This is a genomic window from Vibrio sp. MA40-2, from assembly GCF_047302445.1.
GTDB lineage: Bacteria > Pseudomonadota > Gammaproteobacteria > Enterobacterales > Vibrionaceae > Vibrio.
On sequence record NZ_CP178627.1, the window covers coordinates 35,257 to 59,827 of the forward strand.

General features: G+C 39.8%; 19 protein-coding genes and 1 riboswitch. Of the genes, 9 read left to right on the forward strand and 10 right to left on the reverse strand.

Annotated features, from left to right (window positions below; genetic code table 11):
• Positions 1-29: 29 nt before the first annotated feature.
• Positions 30-1,973 (reverse strand): ATP-binding cassette domain-containing protein, encoded by a 1,944-nt coding sequence (locus tag ACLKML_RS00015; protein ID WP_413283056.1) that lies wholly within the window; start codon positions 1,971-1,973, stop codon positions 30-32.
• Positions 1,974-2,323: 350 nt separating this feature from the next.
• Between ACLKML_RS00015 and ACLKML_RS00020 the strand changes: the two genes are divergently transcribed.
• Entirely contained in the window at positions 2,324-5,194 is a 2,871-nt protein-coding gene (locus tag ACLKML_RS00020) for a two-component regulator propeller domain-containing protein (RefSeq protein ID WP_413283057.1), read from the forward strand.
• Positions 5,195-5,310: 116 nt separating this feature from the next.
• Here the strand turns inward: ACLKML_RS00020 and add are convergent, their stop codons facing one another.
• Positions 5,311-6,306 carry an adenosine deaminase gene (gene add, locus ACLKML_RS00025; RefSeq protein WP_413283058.1) on the reverse strand — a complete coding sequence of 332 codons (996 nt, stop codon included), beginning with the start codon at positions 6,304-6,306 and terminating at the stop codon, positions 5,311-5,313.
• A gap of 23 nt (positions 6,307-6,329) precedes the next feature.
• Positions 6,330-6,429, reverse strand: a riboswitch (purine riboswitch).
• 386 nt (positions 6,430-6,815) lie between these two features.
• Positions 6,816-8,075 (reverse strand): adenylosuccinate synthase, encoded by a 1,260-nt coding sequence (locus ACLKML_RS00030; protein WP_413283059.1) that lies wholly within the window; start codon positions 8,073-8,075, stop codon positions 6,816-6,818.
• 129 nt (positions 8,076-8,204) lie between these two features.
• Here ACLKML_RS00030 and ACLKML_RS00035 point away from each other — a divergent pair, with 129 nt between their 5' ends.
• The 3 genes from ACLKML_RS00035 (at position 8,205) to nfsA (ending at position 10,577) form a co-directional block, all read left to right on the forward strand.
• Positions 8,205-9,185: a LysR family transcriptional regulator gene (locus ACLKML_RS00035; RefSeq protein WP_413283060.1), complete on the forward strand. Its 981-nt coding sequence runs from the start codon at positions 8,205-8,207 to the stop codon at positions 9,183-9,185.
• 120 nt (positions 9,186-9,305) lie between these two features.
• Positions 9,306-9,815 carry an RNA methyltransferase gene (locus tag ACLKML_RS00040; protein ID WP_413283061.1) on the forward strand — a complete coding sequence of 170 codons (510 nt, stop codon included), beginning with the start codon at positions 9,306-9,308 and terminating at the stop codon, positions 9,813-9,815.
• Positions 9,816-9,854: 39 nt separating this feature from the next.
• Positions 9,855-10,577, forward strand: a complete 723-nt coding sequence (gene nfsA / locus ACLKML_RS00045; protein WP_413283062.1) for an oxygen-insensitive NADPH nitroreductase — start codon at positions 9,855-9,857, stop codon at positions 10,575-10,577.
• A 109-nt stretch (positions 10,578-10,686) separates the two neighbouring features.
• Here the strand turns inward: nfsA and ACLKML_RS00050 are convergent, their stop codons facing one another.
• Positions 10,687-11,958 carry a DEAD/DEAH box helicase gene (locus tag ACLKML_RS00050; protein WP_413283702.1) on the reverse strand — a complete coding sequence of 424 codons (1,272 nt, stop codon included), beginning with the start codon at positions 11,956-11,958 and terminating at the stop codon, positions 10,687-10,689.
• 242 nt (positions 11,959-12,200) lie between these two features.
• Between ACLKML_RS00050 and ACLKML_RS00055 the strand changes: the two genes are divergently transcribed.
• On the forward strand, positions 12,201-13,157 hold the full coding sequence (locus ACLKML_RS00055; protein WP_413283063.1) for an endonuclease/exonuclease/phosphatase family protein: 957 nt from the start codon (positions 12,201-12,203) through the stop codon (positions 13,155-13,157).
• A 263-nt stretch (positions 13,158-13,420) separates the two neighbouring features.
• Here ACLKML_RS00055 and ACLKML_RS00060 read toward each other — a convergent pair whose 3' ends face one another.
• From ACLKML_RS00060 to ACLKML_RS00075, 4 genes are all read right to left on the reverse strand, one after another.
• Positions 13,421-14,383 carry a transposase gene (locus ACLKML_RS00060; RefSeq protein WP_413283064.1) on the reverse strand — a complete coding sequence of 321 codons (963 nt, stop codon included), beginning with the start codon at positions 14,381-14,383 and terminating at the stop codon, positions 13,421-13,423.
• A gap of 175 nt (positions 14,384-14,558) precedes the next feature.
• The gene (locus tag ACLKML_RS00065; protein WP_413283065.1) at positions 14,559-15,239 is read right to left on the reverse strand and encodes a hypothetical protein; all 681 of its coding nucleotides are present in this window, start codon (positions 15,237-15,239) and stop codon (positions 14,559-14,561) included.
• Complete coding sequence (locus tag ACLKML_RS00070) at positions 15,236-15,784, reverse strand: sigma-70 family RNA polymerase sigma factor (RefSeq protein WP_413283066.1); 549 nt, start codon at positions 15,782-15,784, stop codon at positions 15,236-15,238. The genes ACLKML_RS00065 and ACLKML_RS00070 overlap by 4 nt, the downstream gene beginning before the upstream one ends.
• The gene (locus ACLKML_RS00075; RefSeq protein WP_413283067.1) at positions 15,784-17,514 is read right to left on the reverse strand and encodes a vWA domain-containing protein; all 1,731 of its coding nucleotides are present in this window, start codon (positions 17,512-17,514) and stop codon (positions 15,784-15,786) included. Before ACLKML_RS00075 ends, ACLKML_RS00070 begins: the two co-directional genes overlap by 1 nt.
• A gap of 212 nt (positions 17,515-17,726) precedes the next feature.
• Here ACLKML_RS00075 and ACLKML_RS00080 point away from each other — a divergent pair, with 212 nt between their 5' ends.
• A complete protein-coding gene (locus ACLKML_RS00080; protein ID WP_413283068.1) occupies positions 17,727-19,346 on the forward strand; it encodes an NAD(P)/FAD-dependent oxidoreductase in 1,620 nt (539 codons plus the stop codon).
• 99 nt (positions 19,347-19,445) lie between these two features.
• Here ACLKML_RS00080 and ACLKML_RS00085 read toward each other — a convergent pair whose 3' ends face one another.
• Complete coding sequence (locus ACLKML_RS00085; RefSeq protein WP_317715550.1) at positions 19,446-20,003, reverse strand: DUF1439 domain-containing protein; 558 nt, start codon at positions 20,001-20,003, stop codon at positions 19,446-19,448.
• A gap of 114 nt (positions 20,004-20,117) precedes the next feature.
• Positions 20,118-20,912, reverse strand: coding sequence for a TSUP family transporter (locus ACLKML_RS00090; RefSeq protein WP_413283069.1), 795 nt, complete (start codon positions 20,910-20,912; stop codon positions 20,118-20,120).
• Between the two features lie 100 nt (positions 20,913-21,012).
• Here ACLKML_RS00090 and ACLKML_RS00095 point away from each other — a divergent pair, with 100 nt between their 5' ends.
• The 3 genes from ACLKML_RS00095 (at position 21,013) to ACLKML_RS00105 (ending at position 24,543) form a co-directional block, all read left to right on the forward strand.
• Positions 21,013-21,921 (forward strand): LysR substrate-binding domain-containing protein, encoded by a 909-nt coding sequence (locus ACLKML_RS00095; RefSeq protein ID WP_413283070.1) that lies wholly within the window; start codon positions 21,013-21,015, stop codon positions 21,919-21,921.
• A gap of 339 nt (positions 21,922-22,260) precedes the next feature.
• Entirely contained in the window at positions 22,261-23,217 is a 957-nt protein-coding gene (locus ACLKML_RS00100; RefSeq protein WP_413283071.1) for a hypothetical protein, read from the forward strand.
• Between the two features lie 12 nt (positions 23,218-23,229).
• Entirely contained in the window at positions 23,230-24,543 is a 1,314-nt protein-coding gene (locus ACLKML_RS00105) for an FAD-dependent oxidoreductase (RefSeq protein WP_413283072.1), read from the forward strand.
• Positions 24,544-24,571: the final 28 nt, after the last annotated feature.

Here is a 24,571-nt window from a genome sequence, read left to right on the forward strand (position 1 = left end):
TGTTCGAATTAATCGGTGTTTCTAGTTAATTACTTAATTTTAACGATAGAGTTTTTTTGCTTAATCAAGCGCTGATCTTTTATCTCAAATAAGTTAGGTAACTGATTTAACAAAGCTTTATCGTGGGAGACGATAAGTAGAATGGCTTGTGGTGCTTCTTGCTTAATGTATTGTAATAATGCCGATACATCTGCAGCGGCTAGATTAGATAAGGCTTCATCTAAAATAATCAACCGCTTGTCAGGATCCACACTCATTAAAATAAGCAACTTGCGTTTTTGTCCGGTCGACATCGGTATTTGGCTTATGTCCTTAAGGAAAATAAATTCATAATCTATGGTGGCGTGAGTAAACACCAAACTACAAATCTTAGTGATTTTATTCACATCGGTTACACCGCGCATATAGAAATTGGAATAAAGACTGCCGCGGATAAATTCTGAACTCGGATCGAGAAAAACAACTTGAGTTGAGAAAACGTGCGGGTCGATATCGACACCATTATAAAAATTATTGTACAGAATGGTTCCGGAGTACTCGCTATGAGACTGAACAATAGTCGACATTAGGGTAGATTTACCACTACCTATCTGGCCAAAAAAGCCGTAAATATTGCCTTTTGTTAACTCAAGATTCACTTGAACCAATAAAGGTGACTGGTCGACATTGATGTTAACGTCCTTCAGACTAATACTATTGATACTCTCTATATGTAAGCCTTTGGCAACAATTTTAGGCTCTAAATTATCAAACAGATCTTGCACCGCCAGTTTTAAGTGGTGAGTAGAAATTAAGACAAAGAACACTTTTGTAACAAAGCTGATGACACTGGAAGCGGCACGGCCATTTAGAATAAGAAGAGCGAACAGAACATTAAAAATACTGGTATCGAATTTAGAGGTATAAAAAAGAACGATGAATAAGCCAAAACTGGCCAAAAATGAACTGATGCGAACAAATTCGTCCCAGTTAAAATTAAAGCTGGCTAAGCTGTGGTCGCTACTGAAAGATTTTTTACAAGACTGCTCAAAGTTATTTAGTAATGATTCATTATTTAAAAAGCGGAGCTGTTTATTGTTGCGATAGTAGGAAATACGCTCATTTAGTAAATCCTGTTGAGCCGCTTCTACTTCCAGAAACACTTTGTAATTGCGATAACGCATGTAGGTTGATGCAGCAATGATCACCATATAAAAACCAAATAAGCCTAAAGCATAGCTACCTATAAACAGAAACAGCAATAACATGACTAACAAAAAGCTGGTTCCATCCATCAGTAAGCTAGGTAGGTGGTCCCAAATTACTTTACGATTTGATTCCACCATGCGTATCTTAGTTAAACAATCTTTTTGCTTGAAACTTGGCATGATAGACAAAAGGTAACGTTCTATTTTCAGAGAACTTTTTTCCACATTCCGTAAGTGTGTATGCTTAATAAAGTGTTTTAAGGTGTATTCGCAACCCCATAAAATAATAAACGCCGTGGTAACAAAAACCAACGTTGAGATTTGGGAGTTATGAATTAAGCGAGTGTTAAATAAGTTACTATAAAAAGCAGGGATAAGAATAAATGGTACCGCAGCCAGTAAGAAAAAGTTCGCTTTAGGGAAGAGTTGGTAAATGAGCTCAACGAACGATTTGGTCTGTAGAATTTTAGGGTAACTTTCAATGAATACAATTTCTTTATTGACTAACGATGACGCTTCCACTTGCTCGTGCTTGTCGTTAACCAGTTTGACTCCCACTCGTTGAACGTAAACCGGATCAATATCTGCAACAATAAATGCTTCGGGTAGGTCATTAGTGGATTTTACTTGTTTCTTTTCAATAGAGTAGTTAAACAAAGAATCAATAAAAAGAGGTTTCAATTGAGAAATCAATTGATCAAGTGTGTGTCCCTCCATGTGTTTAAATGTTTTCCAGTCAAACTTGGCTTGAGCCTGTTTAACAAGTAACGTTATGGTTGATTTCATACAAACCTCAATAACAATAAGTCACAATATAATAAGCACTGCGTCCCGATAGCACAATCTAATCTGAGCACTTTGTTAGGATTAAAAGTGCGAGCCTGTGCGATACAAACAATCACCAAAAGCCGAACTTTTGGCTATAATCAGCACGCTAAACGGTTAAAAGAGCTTTTAACCGTACGAATAGCCTAAAAAACCTCTTTAACCATGGTAAATCGTTATATTTAAAGCTATTGTACTTTTTGTACCACTACTTTTTAATTGCAATCTTGCTGACTTTATAGAATAAGACTTGATGATGTGGGTTTTGATAAGTAATAAGTTAAACATATTTTAAGGAATGAATTGAGTCGATGAAAATAGGTCAACCAATACGGCGTTTGCTGCAAGCAGTGTTAATGAGTATGTGCTTGTTAGGTACAACGGCTTTTAGTGCACCTTTATCGACATATTTTGTTGATACTTGGACATCTAATGATGGACTGCCTCACAACAGTATTAATGCGATATCTCAAACTAGCGATGGATATTTATGGTTTGCCACTTGGGAAGGAGTGGTTCGTTATAATGGGTTAGAGTTTACCTTGTTTGATCGCAGGCCAGATACTCATATGCTTGATTCAGGAACTCGCGCACTAGTGTCGGATGCGGATAATCGTCTTTGGGTTGGTGGTGCGAGAGGAAGCTTGGTGGTTAGGCAAGGCAAGCTTTGGAGTTCTTATTTTAAAACGCCAAGTTTGGTCAATCACATATTGGTTGATGATGAGAAAAACCTTTGGATTGCGATAGAAGGCATGGGGGTTTTATTTCGTCCGTATATTAGTGAAGGCGTATACGGGCCTGAAGAGTGGAAGTTACAAGACCGAAGTGTGTACCGGCTAACCAACAATCATAATGGTATTTATGCTGCCACTGATGATGGTTTTTATCATTTTACTGCCGACTCGGTTGATCGCATTGACACGGTAGATTTTAAACGTGTGCTATACATTTCAACCGCAAATAATGGTGACATTTTAATCGGCTCTAACCGTGGAGCTTGGCGTTGGGATGGTAAATCATTGCATATGATTGAACCCGAGCTTGCGGATACAATGGTAACGGTGGTTGAGCAAGATAGTCATAACAACTATTGGTTGGGGACAATTAATCAGGGTATTGCTCGTGTTGGTCATGACAAACTGGAGTTTCTTGATGTTGATAACGGTTTACCAAATAACCGTATTCTCTCTTGGTTTGAAGATCTTGAAGGTAATATTTGGGTTGGTACCAATGGTGGCGCGTTACGGCTCAGAAATTCAGTATTTAATTCTCTTACCAGTGAACAAGGGCTCATTGGCGATTATGTACGTACAGTTTTGGCGTTGAATAATCAACAGTTGTTAGTTGGAAGTAGTACCGGGTTAAGTTTGATTGAAGGAGATAAGATAGAATCTGCTTTAAAGACAACCCGTCCTTTATCGGTACTCAGCCTTGCCAAAAGTAAACAAGACAATGGCGTTTGGGTTGGCACGTATCAACACGGTTTGCTCTATTGGAAAGATGGCATGGTTGATACTGTAATGGACGATACAACGGATCTGCCAACCAACGAAGTTCGAGCGATATTAGAAGACAGTCAAGCAAACTTATGGATAGGTACGCCTAAAGGCTTGGTGAAAAAAGCGGCCAATGGCAATATTTATCATTTTACCGAAGCGAAAGATGGCCTGAGCAATGACTATATAATGGCGCTGGCAGAGGATGAACTCGGTCATATTTGGGTTGGTACTGGCGTTGGCGTTGGTTATTGGAATGATGAAACGTTTGTGCAATTAGATTTAGATGCGCTGGAAGGTGCTCAGTACGCGTTTGGTTTTTTTGTTGAGCCTGGTTATGTGTGGATAGCGACGGATAGAGGTGTGGTGCGCTATCGACAAAGTGACCAAACGGTTGCACTAATTGGTCGCCCACAAGGGTTACCATTGGATAAATTTTTCCAAGTGTTGCTCGATGAACAGGAGAATTTTTGGTTATCCAGTAATCGTGGTTTATGGAAAATGAGTTATCGTCAAGCTCATGAAATTGCAGACGGTGCAGTTCAGTGGATACAATTCGAACATTTTTCTGAAAACAATGGTATGTCTAGCAGTCAGGCTAATGGTGGATCCAACCCTGCTGCGGTCAAAATGCCAGATGGTCGACTCTATTTTGCAACAGCAAAAGGGGTATCGTCGATTCAACCCCAAGATCTCTCTAATAATAAAGATCATATTATTCCATTGGTGCTTGAGTCGGTAGCATTTGATATGCAGGCGATTAACTCGGATAAGACTAATATTGTTCCTGCGGGAACTGATCGTATCTCATTCTCTTATATCGGCCTTAGTTATGTGTTTCCTGAGCGATTGCAATATAGGACACGTTTAGAGGGGTTTGACAATGAATGGGTTTATCGAGGTAATTCGACTACAGCAGACTATACTAACTTATCGCCGGGTGAGTATCGGTTATTTGTGAATGTGCGCTCACCATATGGTGATTGGTACCAACAACCTTCTTTATATAAATTCACAGTAGAACCGATGTTTTGGCAGCGTGCCGAAGTGATTTTCGTGGCACTGTTTATCGTTGCAGTCTTAATTGTGTCAGTTGTTCGTTGGCGTATTAACCGGCTGAAAAAGAGTGAGATGGAATTAAAAGAACAGGTAAATCTGCAAACTCAAGAGCTACTGTTACAATCACAAAAATTTGAGCAGATGTCTAATGAAGATGCGTTAACTGGGTTAGCAAACAGACGGGCATTTGATGTTAATTTACAGCAAATATTCGACAGTGCCAAAGCTAACGCTCAGCCGCTTTATTTGGCTATTTTAGATATCGATAACTTTAAAATTATTAATGATCATTATTCACATCTGGTTGGAGATAAAGCTTTGGTGTCGATCGCGTCGGTGTTAAATCAGTATGCCGATGATCATCAGCATGTTGCCCGATGGGGAGGAGAAGAGTTTACCTTATTGTATTTAGGGAACGAGCCAGAGAGCTTCTTTAATAACGTACGTGTGGCGATAGAGCACGAAAACTATGATCATATAGAATCAGGCTTAACCATAACCACCAGCATAGGTGTTGCTGGTGGGGTCACTTTTGAAAGTTACGAGGAAATGCTAAAAGAGGCTGACCATGCCTTGCTTGAGGCTAAAAAATGTGGTCGAAATTGTGTTCAGTTTAGAATTAATTGATTGTTACAACAGTCGCAGTAGGCTAGTTAAACTTAATTAGAGTTGGTCTTATCAGTTAGCTAGAGTGAACGTTTAAAAACGAACGTTCACTCTATACAATGCGACTTGGCGCATGATTATTTTATCAATGTGAGCAAATGTTGTTTTACTGTTTCTGAAGCAAATGAATTATGTACGCTGATTTGGTAAATTCTAACGTAATCTTGGTGGCTAAGATTAAATTGTTCGATCACTTTTTGTATTTCTGCCGTCATTGTTGTGTTTGAAACGGTACGGTTATCAGTATTGATAGTCACCAGTACGTCATCTCGATAAAAAGCTTCGATAGGGTGGTGGCTTAGTGCATCCACTGCTTTAGTTTGAATATTACTGCTTGGACATGTTTCTAGCACTGTTGCTTCAGTTTTAACCAGGCTATAAGCCTCTGGATGCGCGTTAATGCCGATTCCGTGACCAATTCGCTCTGCATTGAGTAATGAAACTGCATCATGCACATTTTGCCCATCGCCTTGTTCTCCAGCATGAATCGTAATGCGGTAGCCTTTATCACGTGCATATTGGGCATAAGGAACAAATTCATGACAGAACCCCGGTAACTCACTTCCTGCCACATCAAAGGCGACTACCCCTTGGCCTAAGTACTTCTCACCAGCATCGATAACGTCGTTCACTCTATCTTTTGCCATATGACGTAAAACGGACAAAATATAATTGCCTTTGATGTCATAATGCGACTCGGCACGTTTCATACCGGCAACGGCACTAGCAATAATTTGATCGAGCGTTAAGCCATTTTGTAAGTGCAATAAGGGCGCAAAACGAACTTCCAGATATTTGACATTTTCCTTTGCCGCATCTTCAAACAGTTCAAATGAAATTTGTTCAATGCCATTAGTGGTTTGCATCACTGACAGCGGCAGTTCAAATCGTTTCAGATATTCGTCAAGGCTTTGACAGGTTTCTGGAGCAATCATCATGGTTCGAATAATATCAATATCATTACTTGGTAAAGTGATACCTTGTTGCGACGCGAGATTGATGATTGTTTGTGGGCGAACACTGCCGTCTAAATGACAGTGAAGATCGATTTTGGGTAAGTTTAAATAGTTCATGAGCCTCTACCTTTATTAGGGGTAAATAAAGTTACAGACTTCATAATCAAGGATTTAAGGCCCTTGGTAGAAACTCCCAAACCATATCATTGGGATTATACGAAGCGATTTTTTCAGAATTCTAGCATTGTTGATTGTTACTCGCAAATGAGAATAGTTGTCGTAGCATAGTTTCAGCCATGCACGTTAAGAGGACAGACCCATTGCTTAACGGGACAGGTTAAAGGGACAGACCCAACAAATGCTTAAAGGTTAAAGGGACAGACCCAACAGAAGTGCTTAAAGGTTAAGAGGACAGACCCAATAGAAATAGCCGACATGTTTCGGCTGTGGTGGTTGTTTAGGTAGTTAAGCTGTGAGAAAAGTTAGCTTAATACTGGTTACTTTGCCTTCATCGATAGGATTTATCGCGAAATTCTACTTATTCCAATATTGCTTATTTGCAATAATTACCGGCAAAGTAACCAGTTTATCTACTAATTTAATCGGTTAATAAATAATTAACAGTTTTAAGCGCGGATGATCATTTGATCTCTTTCTGGACCGACGGAAACCATGATGACTGGTACACCCATCAATTGTTCTATTCGAGTTACGTAATCTTGCGCAGCTTTTGGTAAGCTTTCAAAAGTACGACATCCGGTTATGTCTTCGCTCCAACCTTGCATTTCTTCATACACAGGAGTGAGAGCAGCGGTTTGAGGCCAAATAGGGTTTTCGGTATGCTCACCTTCGTAAGCCACACAGATTTTTAATTCTTGCATTCCTGATAGGCAGTCTATTTTAGTTAGCGCGATTTCAGTTGCTGCTTGTAGTTCTACACCATTACGTGTTGCAACTGCATCAAAATATCCCATATCACGCGGGCGACCGGTAGTTGCACCAAACTCATTGGCACTTTCGCGGAAGTTATCTTGCTCTTCCATTGCTGTAACAAGGGTGCCTGTCCCTACAGAAGAACTAAATGATTTAGCGACTGCAATGACACGTTCTGGTCGCAGCGCAGGTAAACCGCTGCCGATACCTGCATAAGCTGCGGTGACGTTTGAAGAGGTGGTCCAAGGATATTCGCCATAAGTCAAATCACGACCTGCCCCTAGCTGGGCTTCAAACAACAAGTTGGCGTCTTTTTTCTGTAGTGCTTTAAGCGGTTCGGTAACGTTGCAAATAAATGGACGCCATGTTTCTGTTACGTCTAGCAGCCATTGGGTCATTTCAGCCGCGCTTTGATTGAAATCACAGCTTGGGTAAAGGGCTTTAAGTTGCGGCATTTTCCAATCAAGCATAAATTGAATGCGCTGTTGTAGAATTTCTGGTTGCTTTAACCATCCTACTAAAATACCTTTTTTCATCACACGATCGCCATAAGCAGGGGCAATACCTTGACGAGTTGAGCCGTAAGCTGCATCACCTAAGCGCTGCTCTTCTAAGGTATCTTCTAGTGCATGTAAAGGTAGACATAAGGTTGCTCGGTCAGATACGCACAGTTTTACTTCAACCCCTGTTGCTTGCACTTCTGCTATTTCTTCGCTCAACGCTGCTGGGCTAATTACCATACCTGGACCTAATACGGCAATACAATCAGGATTAAAAATGCCGCTTGGCAATTGATGCAGTTTAAAGGTGCCGAAATCATTTACGACGGTGTGGCCCGCATTATTACCACCTTGAAAACGAATACTTGCAGATGCATCCGTTGCTAAAAAATCGACAATACGTCCTTTTCCTTCATCACCCCAATTGGCACCAACAACGACAGTAGACGACATAATAATTCTCCTAATTGATTAAGCGTCTATGCTAAATCTGTCGACCAAATAAGAGAAATTAATTATAATTATCATCTTGATAAGAATTTCATATAACTGTTCGGTTGTGAACATGGGTTGAGGATGATTATGCTGGACATTAATTGGTTGAAAACGTTTGTCACGTTAGCGGAGTATAAGCATTTTGGTAAAGCGGCCAATGTGCTGCATATGACTCAGCCAAATGTAAGTTTACATTTAAAACAACTGGAACAAGCGACGTGCGTAAAGTTGGTTGAACGAAATCCTTTTCATTTGACTCAAGCGGGAATGCGTTTGTTGGTCAGTAGTCAGAAAACCTTGCTAGAACTGAAAATTTGTCAGGCGGATCTAAACGCTTTTAATGACCTCAATCGAGGCACATTGACTATAGCCGCGAGCGACATTATTTCTCGATTACTCTTGATTGAGCCTTTCCAATTATTTAAAGCAGAGTTTCCGGGGATTGATTTTACGCTATTAAACACGACTTCTTCGCAAGCATCGGAACTAGTAAAAAATGCCGAAGCGGATCTTGGTTTTGTTATTTCACAGAAACAGAGCCAGCCACTACATTTCACTGAACTACAACAAATCAAATGGTGTGCACTCGGTGATGGCTTTGAAATTGGCCAACAACATAACGGGACAGACCCAATTACAGGGACAGACCCAATTACGAGGACAGACCGAATAAAAGTAAAAGGACAGGCTGATAAAATAAAGGGACAGTCCCAACAAGTAAGAGGACAGTCCGATGACCTCACTTTGATTTTACTTGGTCATGACACCCGTACCCGAGATTTGATTGATGAGGCTTTACCTAGTTTAAATCTTCCTAAATATAGAGTAATGGAAGTTGGGAGTGTTGATGCGCAAATTGACTGGGCAGAGGCGGGATTCGGGGTGGCGATTATTCCAGAATTTGCTGTTGTCACTAAGCCTAATTTGAGTACTAAAGTAACAGCACTCCCAGATTTCCCTAGCACGAGCTTGGGTTATGTTGTTAGGCAAAATCAGATTCTTTCAAAAGCGATAAAACAGTTGTTAAATTGGGTGAACGATGAAATTGTTCGTTCTCAGACAAAATAAATGGATAATTTAAACTATCCGGGTGCGTCGCTGTTCTTTTGAATTTTGGAATGCTTTGCTAGAATGCGCGTTCAATTCTGATGAAACTTGCCAGATAACACTAGGTTAGAAATACGCCACATGAAAGATAGCCATATAATTATTGGATTAGTTAATCCTAAAAGCCCGACAAATGTTGGAGGAGTAATGCGCGCTGCTGGTTGCTATCAAGCTGATAGTGTGCGCTACACCGGCCAACGTTATGATAGAGCAGCAAAGCTAAATACCGATACGAAATCGGTGACGCAATCTATTCCGTTGACTGGCGTAGAATCATTGCTTGATGACATTCCACCAGGAACAGAAATAGTTTGTATAGAATTGGCAGAGGGTGCGACACCGTTACCTAATTTTAAACATCCAGAAAAGGCGATTTATATTTTTGGCCCAGAAGATGGCTCAATTAAGCAGAATATTGCCGATAAAGCCGATCATGTCGTTTATGTTCCAACAGCCGGTTGTATGAATTTGGCTGCATCAGTGAATGTGGTGTTGTACGATAGACTAGCTAAATCTGACATCATTGCTCAAGATGATGATTTGATTCGTAACAGTCGCGACAACAATAACAAACTCCGTGTTAAGAAATAAAGTTACCTCTCTCTATAACCCAAAGGACGTCAGATATTTATGAACAGTACGATTGAAACCATGTTAGCTCACCGATCTATTCGTCAATATAGTGAGAAACCAATCGATAAAAATCAACTAGATACGATTATTCAAGCTGGACTTGCTGCGTCTTCATCTAGCTTATTGCAGGTTGTTTCTATTATTCGAGTAACCGATAAAAGTAAGCGAAAATTGTTAGCACAGTATGCAGGCAATCAAAGTTATGTTGAACATGCTGCGGAGTTTTTGGTGTTTTGCATAGATTATCAGCGTCACGCGGCGATTAATCCGCAAGTTCAAACAGATTTTGCTGAATTAACGCTAATAGGTGCGGTTGATTCGGGAATAATGGCGCAGAATTGTTTGTTGGCGGCTGAATCTATGGGATTAGGTGGTGTTTATATTGGCGGTTTGCGTAACAGTGCTCAACAGGTCGACGACCTATTAGAATTACCTAAAAACAGTGCGGTGCTATTTGGTTTGTGCTTGGGACATCCAGATCAAGACCCACAAGTAAAACCACGTTTACCGGCACAAGTCATTATGCATGAAAATCAGTATCAACCATTAAATCTAGACGAAGTGGACAATTATGATGAATTAATGCAAAGCTATTATGCGACTCGTTCAAGTAATCAAAAGCAGAGTACATGGTCGGAACAAGTGACCGGAAAATTATCTGGCGAATCTCGTCCACATATCCTACCGTACTTAAATGGTAAGGGCTTGATTAAGCGATAATCTTGGTGACTAGTTATACTCAGAATTAGTTCTTTACTCGCCCCATGCCATCTATTCACGGGGCGTTTTTATAAATAATAATTTGCTTTGTAAGGTGTAGCTTTACAAGTTAGAACATGCTTTTTTTGCGCTTTTTCTTGCCGGTTCCTTCTGGTTTTGCTGTTGGTTTATGTGCCGCTATGTATTGTTCTATCTCTAATTCATTGACTTCGAAGCCGGAAACCTGTTCACGATCCAGTCGAATTTTGTTCTTTTTTTCGATAATTTTGAAATGATGATAATCATCGTAGTCAATAAGTGATAGTGCTAACCCTACCTCTCCAGCACGGCCACTTCGGCCAATACGGTGCATGTAATCGGCAGGACTTCTTGGTAGGTCATAGTTAATTACCACAGGTAACTTTTCTATATCTAAACCACGAGCAGCAATATCGGTTGCAATGAGGACTTCGATCTCACCAGATTTGAAGGCTTCAAGTAGTCGAGTACGATACCCTTGGCTTTTATCTCCGTGAAATACTTCTGCTTCAATACCTCGTTTGTGTAGCTTGTCAGCTAAGTGCTCACAACCTTTTTTTGAGTTAACAAATACCAGCGCTTGCTGCCATTGATGTTGTTTAATGAGGTGCGCTAATACGGTTGTTTTCTCGCCTTTATTTACGTTAAAAACGCGTTGTACTAACGTACTTTCACTGGCACTTTGTAACTGTATTTCTACAGGATCGTGAAGAATTTCCTGGGTTAAGGTTTGTACTTGCTCAGGAAACGTAGCGGAAAAAAGTAGAGTCTGCTTTTTCTTTGGTAACCGATCTAACAGTTGAGATAGCTCTTCGGTAAATCCAAGGCTTAGCATTCTATCCGCTTCGTCTAATACAAGTGTTTGTACGTTGTCGAGCTTAATCGCGTTGCTTGAAATCAGGTCAAGTAATCGACCGGGTGTAGCAACTAATATGTCCGTGCCTCCGCGTAAAGCTTGCATTTGAGTATTGATCGACACGCCACCAAATACCGCGACAGTTTTGACTGCACCATTTAAATGTGCAGCGTATGAGCGAATGTTATCAGCAACTTGTTTCGCTAATTCGCGTGTTGGTACCAAAATAAGTCCGTCGACGAAGTTACCTTTGGTCGCTTTATTGTTGTTGATTGGCTGTTTTTGTTTGAGCTGAAAAAGGTGTTGTAATATTGGCAGGGCAAAAACCGCTGTTTTACCTGAACCTGTATTGGCTCCTGCAATTAGATCTCGCCCCATTATTACGTGAGGGATTGCTTGTAATTGAATCGGCGTAGGTTTTTGATATTCCATCTCTTTTAGACGGTTTAATAAGGGTTGTATCAGGCGAAGCTCAGAAAAACTATTTGCTTTAGTAACAGTTGTCATGGTGTAAAAAGGCTCAAACATAAAATATTGATACTATTTTATCTTATATAACCCTTGTGAAATAGAGCAATAGAAGATTTGTTTGCTTGGTATAAGGTAATGTTCAAGCATATTGCTCTGGTTTTGTTTACACTAACTATACTCGGTATGCTTGGAGGTGCATTGTGGTTGACTGCGTTCACTCTCCTCAATGCAACTGCAATGATTTTGGGTATATAGCTAATTTCAATAAGGTAAAATTCTTGACTGCCAATAAAAAAGTCACGTTTGCAACGGCTAATCTTTTTAATTTTATTCAACCACCAGGTGCTTTTTATGATTTCTTAAATATCTATGAGAGCGATGCGTGGCGGGAGAAGTGCCGTTGGACTCAGTTACAAGTACAAAGGCTAGATGCAGATATCGTTGCTTTGCAAGAAGTGTTCAGTATTGATGCGGCGAAAATGTTATTCGAGGAAATAGGGTTTCCTTATTTTAAGGTGGTTGACTGTCCTCACGTAGAACAAGAGTATATCTTCACACAACCTGTTGTTGCATTGGCGTCGAAATATCCTATTACTCACACAGAAGCCGTTGTACCACCTGAACATATTGAAAAAAACTATCAAACCTCTTTACCTGAGTTCAGTCGAAAGCCTATTTATGCCACGGTTAATATTCCTGAAATTGGAGAAATAGCCGTTTATGTTTGTCATCTGAAATCGCAGAGAGCAACAGAAGCTAATGATCTAGAAAATGATCATTCTCTGATAGGTAAATGGCTGTCGAGTCAACAACGAGGGTGGGAGGCGGCGATGTTACGAGTTTTTATGGAGCAAAAATATCAAAAGCATCCCATTCCGACGGTATTGATGGGAGACATGAACCAACCTTTAACTAGTGACATTACCGGGTTGCTTACGCTGGAACTAGAGCAAACGGATAAAGCTCTGCGATTGCAAGATAGTAGGCATATTTTTACCAAGAATAACAACGCTATTGAACGAGAACCCACACATTACCATTTTGGAAAAGGCAATGTGTTAGATTATGTTTTATTGTCTCAAGAGTTTCAGGTTGATTCTCAATATTTTTTGGCAGAAGTGGTGGACTATAAAGTATTAAACCAACATTTAATTAACCCAATATTTGAACGAGATAGACAAGCGAGTGATCACGCTTTCGTCGCTGCTACAGTTGATTTTGTTCGGTTGAGTTAAATGGACCATTTAATGGGACAGACCTGTGGATCTTGGTCAAGAAGGTTTAAAGGACAGACCTGGACTTCAGACCTAGTTAGCGTGGTATAGCTTAACAAAAATACAGAGAAATACCGTATTTGTCTTTTGATGTGATGTATTGTTGATCTAGCCGTAAACAACAACTCTAATTTAAAATGTTTTGGGTGTTTTTTTATAAGGCAGGTGTCAAGAAGTAGCTTGTAAATACAAGTTTTTGAAAATAATAAGATTACAATCGAAAGCTAACTATCTAATCGAAATAATCGTATTCTCGTTTTTCTCATGTGGCGTTTCGCTGTTTCAATATTGCATTGACAGCCAATCGCTGTAGCCTGGTAACGTTCTAATTCAGTGCTGGCTTTGTTCCATGTTGTGGGAGTGATATTTAGCCGTTGTAAAACTGATGGCAGAGATGGATTCGTATTCGCTTTGTTATCTCTACAATGTTTAGCGGTCCAGTCAACAAGCTCAATATAATCCAGTAGTTTTAGTGGTATTCCATTGGATAGATTAGCTATTTTGTCGCTAATAAACGGAAACAAGAACGGTGCTGTGTCTTTGTTCTGTTTTAAAGCAAGTAATCGAGCTTTTATAGATGTGTACTTGGAGGTTTCAATAGTCGGAGCAATGCCAGCTCTTATCGGGTTCAAATCAACGTAAACCATAGCAGCAGTTAAAGCTTGTTGGTCGAGAAGCGCTTGACTACTGAAGCGACATTCCCAGAAATGGCCTTTACAAGTATCTTCTTCATTGGCACGTACTGCGATGTCATAATTGAGTTCTTTCATAAACCAACTCAAGCTCCACAAGCGATGCCGCCAGGATTCAATAAGGGCAAAACAAGCTTTTTCTTCGGCGGCACAAGTGAGCTGTCCAGCTAACCAACGGCTCACTAGTGTTGGCAATTTATGCTGCTCGCCCCAACGTTGTACTATTTGATGCAGTGATAAGCTTTGTGCTTGCTCTCGATTAAGATGGACAACTAAATGATAATGATTGCTCATAATGGCGTATGCGCAAATATCGACACAATAAAGTGAGGAAAGGGATTGTATTTTTTGCTCAATCCAAGCACGTCGGTGTTGGTAGTTTCGTTGGGTATATGGGTCGATGCCACATAAAAAGCCACGTCGAACACATCGAGAAACACAGTGGTAATACGGTGTCGAATCAATAGAGACCAATCGTTTTCTCGCGGTTGTCATATAGTATCCTAGCAGAAGGCAAGTGGTAAGAATAAGATACTCGCCAAGAATAAAAGCGCTATATAAGATGTTCCAACTTGGAATGGATTTGATGGATACTCAGTCTTTTTGTCAGTCTTTTTAGGTCTGTCCTTTTGAATTCGCCCTTTGAATTATCCTATTTATTTTTAAGAAACTATTCATATTCCGGTGTAAGCAAAGCAGCTCTCATACTTTCTGGTACTTGCTGTCCTAATTTGGGGTTGTCATCGATCAACTGCAATAACTGCTCCCTAGCTTTATCCTGTTTGCCTTCAGCTAGCAAACGTTCAATGTTTGAAAATATTAGATCAGTATTTTGTGCTATTTGTTTGGGCTCGGTCTGTCCTTTAGCTACCTGTCCTCTAGCTACCTCATCCGTCGTTTCAACCGCCTCAGAGTAACTATCTGGTTTCATTGGTGATGGGGTTTGGAAAGTTTTAGTTTGACTTGAATGAGCTTTAAGTTCATTAAAATCAATAGCTTTACGTTCTACACGGTCTAATTGAATGGTTTCATTTCTTTCAGGTATTGGCGGAGAAATATTCGTTTGGTCGAGCCACTGCCAGGGAGCCAGAATAGTAATAAAAGTTACTGATGCAGCCAAGCTTAAGTACGGCCACCAGTTTAGGTTTTTTTGGGCCTGTCCTTTAATTTCCTGTCCTTTAATTTCAAAGGTCTGTCCCATGTGTGGTTTATTCTGTGGTATTTGGGTCTGTCCTTTACTTTGAGCTTTGGCGTAATCAAGAATGGTTTTGTTGATTTTTTCAGATGGTTGTTCTTTGGCATCGCTTTTATAGAGCGATATAATATCTTGATCTTCTGTTAATTTTTTCATTCTCGTTCCCCTAGCTTGCGTGTCAAACACTGGCGTAATTGCTCTAAGGCGTAGCGAAGCCGGGTTTTAATTGCTTCTGACTTAGCATCAACAATCTGGCAAATCTGTGCTGGCTCGAAGCCTGAATCGTAACGGAGTAAAAACGCCTCTCGCTGAAGAGGAGCAAGCAAAGACATACAATGCTTGAGCGCCGTTTTTTTTAATTCTAAGGAATCATCTAGGTCTTCAAATGGTTCACTTTCAGCCTGCAAGCTGTGTGCTTGTCTCGACATGTTTTTACGAAACTCATCAACGATAAGATTATGGGCTATCTGGTATAACCAAGTAGTAAATTTTGCCGAAGGTATATAGGAATCACGTTTATCCACTATACGGAACCACACATCCTGAAATAACTCGTCGGCATGCGCTCTTTGTGATCTATTAAGCTGTCTAACAAAGTAACGATAGAGTGGATCTTTATGTCGTTGGTACAGTATGGCAAAAGCGGATTGTTCGCCTTTGCCAAATGCGGTCATTAATTGCTCGTCGGATCTATTTTCCATTAAAGAGTCTGCGCTATTTCCACTAAGCTGATAAATTCACCTCGATAATTATACGGATCTTTTCCTCGGTTTTCTCGCGCAATATCGGCTATTTCTTCATAAGACAAGTGACCTATGTATTGATTATTTTTCATTTTTTGAGCAAATGCAGCAACCGCTGAACTAAACTGAAAATCTCGACTTGCCTGAGCAAAATGTGTTTTCATTTGGCTAGCTTTTATAACTTGAGTGGTTAGCGTACTAACGGATGTACGAGGAAGTTTATAACGAACTTTTATTTGAGCTAATTCATCAATAAAACCGGTCTCAACAGTATTTTTCTCAGTGTAACGTAAGTTGTCAATTTGGCCCGTTTCTCCTGTAAGTGTTAATTCATATAGTGCGGTAACTGTATGACCAGCACCAATTTCACCAGCATCTACTTTATCGTTATTGAAATCTTCATCTTTCAGAAGTCTATTTTGATAGCCTATCAAACGATACTCTTTAACTAATTGAGGGTTAAATTCGATTTGTATTTTCACGTCTGAAGCAATGGTTTGTAATGTCCCACTCATTTGACGAACCAGTACTTTTTTGGCTTCGTGTAAGGTATCTATATAAGCATGATTACCATCACCAATGTTGGCTAGTTGCTCCATCATAGCATCGTTGTAGTTACCGCGACCAAACCCGAGTGTACTAAGAGAAATACCTTGTTCACGCTTTGTTGCAACTAACTGTTTAAGTGAATCTATGTTGGTCGTGCCGACATTGAAATCTCCATCGGTTGCTAGAATTATCCGGTTAATCCCATTTTCAATGAAATTTGACTGTGCTTGTTGATAAGCCAGATTTATTCCACTTTCACCATAAGTACTGCCTCCCGCCGATAGATTTTTAAGTGCGTTAATGATGGTTTGTTTCTCATTCCCCGCAGTGGGTTTTAATATTACTTGGGACTGTCCCGCGTACGTGACCAAGCTAACGCTGTCATTGTCGTTGAGTTCGTTTACTAGTGTGGACAGACTACGCAGCAGCAGGGGTAATTTGTTAGGTTGATTCATTGACCCAGAAACATCAATTAGAAACACCAAGTTAGATGCTTGACGTGAGGAGTTAGGTATATCGTAGCCTTGTAGGCCAATACGAAGTAGCTGACGCTTTTCATTCCATGGTGAGGGTGCAACTTCGCTGTTGATTGAAAAGGGTTGGTTTTTATTATCAGGTGGTAGGTAATCATAATCAAAGTAATTGATAAAGGCTTCTTCTCTAATCGCGTCGACGGGAGGGGTCTGTCCCATGTTGAGATAGCTGCGAATGTTGGCGTAGCTGCCTGTGTCTACATCAATAGAAAAAGTAGAAAGTGGCGTGTTGATTACCTGATAAACTCCATTACTGGTGTTTTTCAGGTAAGTATCTTGACCTTGCTGTTGTAGCATAAATTGATCGTTAGTTGGCATCATTCTAGGCCTGCTTATTACTTGAGGCATCGCCATTTTAGACATTGATAAATTTTGTGAGGGAGAATGACTGGCGTGCTTGGTTGTGGTCTCGATAACGTGTGATTCTTTTTCTATGGTAATGTCTGGTTTTTGTGGGACAGGCACCTCTTGTTCAACGGCTGTTGAAGAGTCGACAATTGGGTTTATGGACAGATCAGATTGTTGGTTGCTTTGTTTATCACAGGCGGTGATTATCGTTATCGTTCCGAGAAGCGCTGTTAGGCCATATATTGATGTTAATTTCATGGTGTTTGTCCTTCTGGTTTTTCATGCGTTTTTTTATATAAACGGATGGAATTGCAAAAGGGGTGATTTATTTTAAATAATCCGATCGATTTGTTCTTTGGTTAGCAGGAAATGGTTTATTTAATCGTGCCGCTAGAGGAATGTTTATTACATTTTGTCGATAGATCACGTAAACTACGCGCTAATTTTTTCGTCCAATTATCTGGTGAATTATGATACGCCTCAACCAAGTAAAACTACCTTTAGATCATGCTGAAAATGAAATAAAGGACCATGTTTTAAATACACTCTCTATTTCTGAACAACAATTGGTTGATATCCATATATTTAAACGTGGTTATGACGCACGTAAAAAAAATCAAATCACATTAATCTACACGCTAGATGTAACGTTACAGCAAGTTGATGAAGAAGCGTTATTGCAACGTTTTAATGATGATCCTAACGTGCGAGTTTCTCCAGATACCGAATATAAATACGTAGCCAAAGCGCCGGATGAATTGACTGAGCGTCCAATAGTGATAGGTATGGGCCCATGTGGATTGTTTGTTGCGTTAATTTTAGCTCAAATGGGTTTCAAGCCGATTGTTTTGGAACGAGGCAAATCGGTCCATGAGCGAGCAAAAGATACGTTTCGTTTTTGGCGTAGTAGTGAATTAAATACCGAGTCAAACGTTCAATTTGGAGAAGGTGGGGCCGGAACATTTTCCGATGGTAAGCTGTATAGTCAAGTTAAAGACCCTGGTTTCCTTGGATTAAAAGTTAAGCAAGAATTTGTTGCTGCAGGTGCGCCATCTGAGATTATTTACGTCAGTAAACCGCATATCGGGACCTATAAGTTAGTGACAATGGTGGCACAAATGCGCCAAAAAATCATAGATTTAGGCGGTGAGATTCGTTTTGAAACGCGGGTCGATGAGATCAATATTGAAGGTGATGGCGAACAGAGACAAGTGACGGGTGTTACCTTAAATAATGGAGAGGTGATCAACAGTAAACATGTGGTCGCAGCGGTGGGTCATAGTGCGCGTGATACTTTTCAAATGTTGACCGATAAAGGTGTACATATGATTGCACAATCTTTCTCGATTGGATTTCGTATCGAACATAAGCAAGAGATGATTGATCAAGCCCGTTTTGGTAAAAATGCCGGTCACCCTTTACTTGGTGCAGCAGATTATAAACTTGTACATCATTGTAAAAATGGCCGCTCGGTTTATAGTTTCTGCATGTGCCCGGGGGGCGTTGTGGTTGCTGCGACTTCTGAAGAACACGCGGTTGTGACCAATGGCATGAGCCAGTATTCTCGTAGTGAGCGTAACGCCAATAGTGCCATTGTGGTGGGCATTTCACCAGAAGATTTTAATAACGACCCTCTACAAGGAATTGCGTTACAACGTAAATTGGAGCGTAATGCTTATGTGATGGGAGGCAGTAATTATGATGCACCGGCACAAATGGTAGGGGATTTTTTAGCAGCTGGAAAAGGCAAGCCTTTCGAAGCAGTCGAACCTTCTTACAAGCCAAATGTTAAAATGACCGATTTGACCGATGCACTGCCAGATTTTGCTATTGAAGCGATACGTGAAGCGTTACCTGCTTTTGCTAAAAAAATTCGTGGTTTTGATAGTAAAGATGCGATGCTAACGGGAGTCGAAACTCGTACTTCATCACCTGTGCAGATTAAACGTGGAACGGACATGCAAAGTATCAATACTCGTGGTTTGTATCCGGGCGGAGAAGGCGCAGGCTACGCGGGTGGTATTTTGTCGGCTGGTATTGATGGCATTAAAATAGCACAAGCGGTTGCGTTAGATATGCTAAAGGGCTAACTGATGTTTCGGTTTAGATACTGGTAGTAATCAAAAACAGCATTGAAAAAAGGGGTGAATCAGTTGATTCACCCCTTTTTGATTTTTAATTAATAGGTACTAATTGAACAGCTCGATTACTAATTTATTGTCTTTGACTGATAAGCTAGGATTGGTTGATTTAAGTAATGCTTGTTTTACATCATTGCTATCTAGCTCATAAACTGGTTGTTGAGACAGCGCTTGACCAATCATTGAAACAGCAGGTTTTAATAGTTGGGCTATCTCCGGTGTTAATTGATCATTAAGTTCACTAAATTGTTCTAAACGCAGTGAATTAACAAAAATTTTGCCTGTTTCCGGCTCATATTCTGGAATCGCGCTAAATTCAATGTCTAGATCTAAACCCATTTCAGGCACACTTAGCATTTGTATTATCGCTTTAGTGTTGGCGAAAATAGACACTCTGTCCTCTGCTACCTGACCAATTTTAACCTGTAAATCATTCACATCAACTTGGGCGTACATAACATTTTTTATACCAACAGATTGTTGAAAACTAACATTATCTTGCAGGTATTGGCTCATATCTTGTTCGGTTATACTGTAACTTGCGCAACTAGCAAGTAAAGAAGTACCGATTAATACACACAGTAATTTTACTGATTTTTTAAACATTGAATTCAACTCTTATTCATTTTGTATGCGCTAATTTTGCGACGAAAAAGTGATGAGGTAAAGAGTAAATTGTTGTGTCTTTTGGACAAAAACAACAGTTTGAAATTGGATAACTTAAACAAACAAAACATTAGCAACATTTTCATGGACCAGTTTAGCTGTCATGACTAATGTCACACCGATAAAAACTGGACGAACCAATTTCGTCCCAAATACAATGACGAACTTACCCCCGATAATTGAACCAACTATTTGTCCTGCCCCCATTAGTAGTCCTATGCTGTAGTCTACTTGCCCTAATATAATAAATAGAATCAGTGATATGACATTTCCAATCAAATTAACCGGTTTGGTCGCCATAGTTGCTTGTTTCACGGTATATCCGAGCAATGTTACAAATGCAACCATCCATAATGAACCTGTTCCGGGGCCAAAAAAACCATTGTAGAAACCAATAACTAGTCCGCTGTAGACCATAAAATGTGTTGTAGATAATAACGGTGTAGAGGTTTTTGTTGATTTCAGTTTGCTTGACGTTATGGAGTAGATGGTTATTGCGATCATCATGAAAGGGAGTAGTGCTTGTAAGGATTCATTATCGATAAGACTCACACTAATCGATCCTAAAAAAGCACCAATAGAAGTGCATACAATACCTAATAAAATTCCTCTGGTTGGCAGTTGTTTACTCATGATAAAGACCACCGATGTTGTTAATTCTCCAATAACTGCTTGTAGCCGGTTTGTGCCCAATGCAACCATGGGAGGGTAGCCAGCTAACAGCAGGCCAGGAATGGTTATCAACCCTCCACCGCCAGCAATCGCATCGACAAACCCAGAGACGATAGCGACCAAGAACAAGATGATAGTTATCGATTCGCTGAAACTGCTGTTTAATATATTTTCCATTATGTGTTGCCCTTTAAATATTTTAAGTGCTGATACTTTATAAAGGGACGAGATAAAGTTAAATTAATGCTTTGTTACTTTATAGTTAAGGTTGAACTTAATGGTGTCTTCACAAGATATTGAGTTTTTTATTGTTGTTGCAGCAAGCCCTTCGTTAGCTGCTGCGGCCAGAACTCTGAATGTCACCCCTCCGAGCGTGTCTCAGCGTTTGCAATATATTGAAGCAAAACTCGCGGTGAAATTGGTCGAAAGAAATGCGCGTTCAATTTCTCTCACTAACGAAGGTGAGATTTTAGCTCGGCAAGGGCAGCAGATACTGACCGAGTTGGAAAGTTTACAAGAAAATATTTCTAATAAAAAAATAGCAATTTCTGGCCACTTAAGATTGCTCTCGCCTATCGGTTTTGGTGAAAAACATATTGGACCGATAGCTGCGGAATTTCAAAATCAATATCCTCTTACTAAGATCGAATTGAATTTATCCGATATTCCTCAATGGTCGGTGCACAATAGCCCCGATATCATGCTTTATATTGGACATTTAGAAGACTCATCCTTAAAACGTATTGTATTGGCAAAAAACCGACGTTTTTTACTTGCGTCTCCCGACTATCTTAGCCGTGCGCCGTTGTTAGATACTCCTAAAGATCTTGGTAACCACCGATGTATAGCGTTAAGAGAAAATAATGAAGATGCGACAATGTGGCGATTTACTCAAGCGTCAAAAGGCACAGAAATGAACATTAGAATTTCTCCTGTGTTATCAAGCAATGTTAGCCAAGTCACTAAAGATTGGTGTGTGGCAGGACAAGGAATTATTCAACGCTCCGAGTGGGATGTACAAGAAGAACTTGAAAATGGTCAGTTGGTAAGAGTGCTATCTTCATATCAGCTTGAAAGCGCCGATATTGTCGCGTTGTTATCATCTGAGCGTTTAAGCCGCTCTAGAAAAGTAACCGTGTTTCTAGAGTTTATGCAGCAACGTTTGGCGGAAAGGTTAGGCTATTAAACTCGCACAGAAGGTTAGCGGCGCTGACGTGTTTGCAAAGGCGTTTCACCAAATAAGCGTTTAAACCATAAAGGGACACACACCTCATCAGAGGTGAAAATTATTAGATTCAGTATGCGGGCTTTTGGGTCTGTCCTCGTAAAATGTTTGGGTCTGTCCTCGTAAAATGATTCTATTTGTCTATCTAAATAAAGATACCTGTAGTTCACACTTCTCAATTAATACCCATGTAATAAGTAGACCTATATCAAAGAATTCTAAGTACCGTATTCACTGCCATTGACAATATTTTCATTTAAATTAGTGTATCTATTATAGATACGTCATGTGGTAAGTAATATGGAATTTAGAAAATATAATTTGCGGCATCCTAGTGGTATTCATGCCACTATTTTGAATTATGGCGCAAGATTGCATGAATTTGGTGTTGCTAAAGGCCACAACATAGTCGTGCCCATGAGCAGTACTAGTGAATATCTAACATGTACAGGATATCAAAATGCAACAATTGGCCCTCTAGCCAATATCGTGCGTGATGGAGAAATTCTACTCACTAATAAGTCAGTTCAACTGGATAAAAATTATGGTTCTCATAGTCTTCATAGTGGAAAAGATGGTTACGATAAAAAATTTTGGACACTAGTGTTTTATCAGGATTGTGTATTAAAGCTAATGCTTACAGATAGCAATCGACTGAATAATGAAGTTATTTTTGTCTATGTGATTTTTGAGCTAACTAGCGCTGGCCTTAATATTACTTATGAGGCAGATTCAAACACAGAAATGTGGATGAATATGACAAATCATTGCTATTTTAATTTAGTAGGCGAGAAAAATATTTATAACCATTGGATATTTGTTAATGCTAATCAGGTAGTTGATACAGATAAAGACAATATCCCTATGCCTACTGTTTCTAATATAGAAGATGAGAATGAACGATTACTTGAATTAAAAGTTCTGGCAACGACCAAGTCCTCAGTGATCTCAAAACGACTTAAAAAAAATTCAGGATTCAATCATTGTTATTTACTGAACAAAACTAAAGAACATGCTGTTGTTCTTAGCCATTCTAGCGCAAAAGCAAATTTAGCGATAATCACTACCAAACCAGCATTGCAGCTTTATACAACTAATCATCCAACCGCTTTGGGAAATAGCATAAGCACTGTTCACGGAGCTGTTTGTTTGGAACCAATGTACCCAACAAACGATTATTTCAAACAAGAAGAAGCATTGTCTTATATACCTTTTGGAAAAAAGTATAGAGAGACAGATAGTTATCATTTTATTTAATGTGAGAGATTTATGAAAAGTGTAATAGAACCACAACGAACTATTCCGGTAAGCCGAGAATGCGATGTACTTATATGTGGAGGAGGACCGTCAGGTTTTGGCGCTGCTATGGGGGCAGCCAAAGCAGGGCAGAAGGTCGTGCTTATTGAACGGAATAATATCATAGGGGGGATGGCGACAGCGGGTTTAATGAGTCATTGGACCGGAGACAGTGAAGGTCCTGTATTGGATAAATTGCTCAGCGCAGCGCAAGTAGCAGAAAAAGATTATCACTATTTCGGTGACAAAGTACTGAAATCCAAGTTCATTATTGATCATGAGAAACTCAGTTTGACGATGATGAAAATGCTAAAAGAACATGACGTTGAAATAATGTTTTACACACAAATTTGTGACGTAGTGATGGAAGGCAATGTCTTGAATGGTGTCATTGTAGAAAACAAGTCAGGACGACATGCGGTGTTAGCAAAAAAAATCATTGATGCGACAGGGGATGGCGATGTTGCGGCTAAAGCTGGTGTTCCTTATCAACTTGGCCGAGAGAATGATGAAGCTATGCAGCCCGTAACATTAATGTTGCAGGTTTCAGGCGTTGATTATGAACGTGCTATTTTCCCGGGTGAATTTGAAGATAACATCGAAGTACCAAAAGGAAAAATTCAAGATCTCGCCCATGAGTATTTTGAAAATCCAATGGGTCATGTCTTACTCTATCCGTCAACAGTTGACGGTATTGTTACGGTTAATATGACCAATATTACTGGTGTTGATGGAACGGACGACAAACAAATTTCCAACGCAGAAGTTAAATTGCGCTTGCAAGTTGAAAAAATAATTACGTTTCTTCAGAAATACGCTCCAGGATATGAAAAATGTCGAATTTATCGTACCGCATCCATGATAGGCGTGCGAGAAACTCGTCATTTTGAAACAGAGTATGCGATTACCGAGCAAGATATTAGTGAAGCGCGAGTATTTGATGATTGGATTGCTACCAAATGTTATTTCAATTTCGATATCCATAATATCGAAGGTGCTGGCCTGGATGCAAATGGTAAGCAAAATGAGTTTAATCAAAAGAAAAAATACACCATTCCCATGGGATCGATTGTTCCGTTAGCCATCGAGAATTTACTTCTTGCTGGCCGTTCCATTGGGGGGAGTCACGTCGCACATTCTAATTTTAGAGCAATGGCTATCTGTCTAAATATCGGACAAGGAGCAGGAGTATGCGCCGCTATCGCTAATCAAAATGAGTCATTAGTTAGAAAAACAAATTACAAAAATATTCGAACTGCTCTAGTGAAACAAGGTGTATCTGTGTAGGTACTCACCTGCGTTTTTTACCTTTGTA